Source organism: Ramlibacter sp. 2FC, assembly GCF_005503345.1.
Classification (GTDB): domain Bacteria; phylum Pseudomonadota; class Gammaproteobacteria; order Burkholderiales; family Burkholderiaceae_C; genus SCMQ01.
On sequence record NZ_SCMM01000123.1, the window covers coordinates 1 to 1,740 of the forward strand.

1 protein-coding gene is annotated in these 1,740 nt (G+C 56.8%); it reads left to right on the forward strand.

Features of this window, described 5'->3' with window-relative positions:
- Positions 1-455 precede the first annotated feature (455 nt).
- Entirely contained in the window at positions 456-1,118 is a 663-nt protein-coding gene (locus FFS10_RS22825; RefSeq protein ID WP_137896890.1) for a hypothetical protein, read from the forward strand.
- Positions 1,119-1,740: the final 622 nt, after the last annotated feature.

The window sequence follows — 1,740 nt, forward strand, 5'->3', positions numbered from 1 at the left end:
CGCTGGTGTCCATCCACCAGCACCTCCAGTGTTCCGCTTGAACCGCCGTATGCGGAACCGCACGTACGGTGGTGTGAGAGGGCTGAGGGGGTAACCCCTCACCCTACTCAATCTTGTTGGCCTGCGGGTTCCGGCGGGCTTGGAAACCCGGTCCGGCACCGTGGTCACGGGCCTTACGAGGTCGCTTTGGCCCAGAAGGCGACGGACGACGCTACGCCGACGATCGGACCGTCAATGGGCTTGACCGACCCGATGCTGCCGCCCGCACTCGAAAAGACCGGCCGTCCGCGAACTGGGAGTGTCGGCCATGAAGCGACGGACAACGTTGCGGCGAAGAACGGACCGTCAAAGCGCGAGACGTGCCCGTTGCTGTCCTTCAGCCGCCGGCGGCGGACGACAGCGAAGCAGCATTTCCGGACAGTCAGATTCAACCAATGGAATAGAGTGTGACTCCAATGAACGATCAATTGATTCGAGAGATTGCAGAACAGATCCTGCGCGAACAGCTCCTGCAAAACTGGAGACTGTACGCGCTACTTTCTGCGATTGGTCTTCTCAGCACCTTAGTCGGGAACTGGCTTTCTCCCTACTTTCGAAAGCGCGCGGAGACTTTCGCAACGAAAGCCGATCTTCAAGAGGTGCTTAATCAGGTACGTGCCACGACTCATGCGACAGAGCAAGTTCGAGTTGCGATATCGCATGCGGACTGGGTTTCCAAAGAGTGGAAGACGACGCGCCGACAGAAGCTGGAAGAGCTAATGAATACGGTTTATTCACTTGAGCAGTGGCTAGATCGACAGCGCTCCATTTGGATGTTTCAGGCGGAGAACCAGCACGAACCGAGTCCAGTTGACAAAATCAACGTTCTTGCGACGCTGTACTTCCCAGAACTCCAACCTGAGTTAAACGCGGTCGTTCGAGCACACCGTGAGGCGTTATTAGAAATAATACAAAGCGGCCAAAAAGCACGTGCCGCAGGGCTGAACCAAGAAGCTCTTAACGCGGCGCACACGGAAGCCATCACAAAGTGGCAGCCTCTGTTTCAAGCAACCCGTACGGCTATCGCAGCACTGGACCAAAAGGCGCCAGCCGTCATGCGCGAGATCGCAGGAGCGTAACTCTCTCGCTCGATCCGGCAGTTTACGCTTGGCTTCGCTGCCCGACGGTTATCTCCAACGTTGATTGACCGCTCCCAGTCTGCATCAGCCCTCGACTGCACGACGCGAACGACAGCAGATGGCCGTTTCTTGGCATTGACTACCCGAACTCGCAGTCGGTCAAATACGAACTCCTAAAACACGGGTGTTGCACTCCAAACGCACCATGCGAGAGGCTGGTTCTCGCTCTGGCGATTGTCCTAGTTGGCAAATTGAGTGCTTATATGGCCAACCCTGTGGAATAGGCTTGTAGGCGGCTGATGCCGGTTCGGCAGGACGAATCGCCACGAATGCAATGTTCCATAGCAGCACCGAAAAGGGGGGTAAAAGGGGGGTAACTGCGACGCAATGACGCGCACCCCCAGGAAAGCGCAAAAACAGCGCAAAATCGTACGCGGGAGCGCAAGGTCAGGCTGATTGATCAGGGCTCGGGCCGGGGAAAACGGGGCCATTGAGCTGTTTTTGCCGGCTCTAGGGAAACGCTGATCAATTAGGCCCGAATCCTGCATGCATAGAACGCCATGAAGCACCGCCCGCAACCGTCCCAGCAGCTGAGCTTTGCCAGCTACGAATTTGCGCAGAA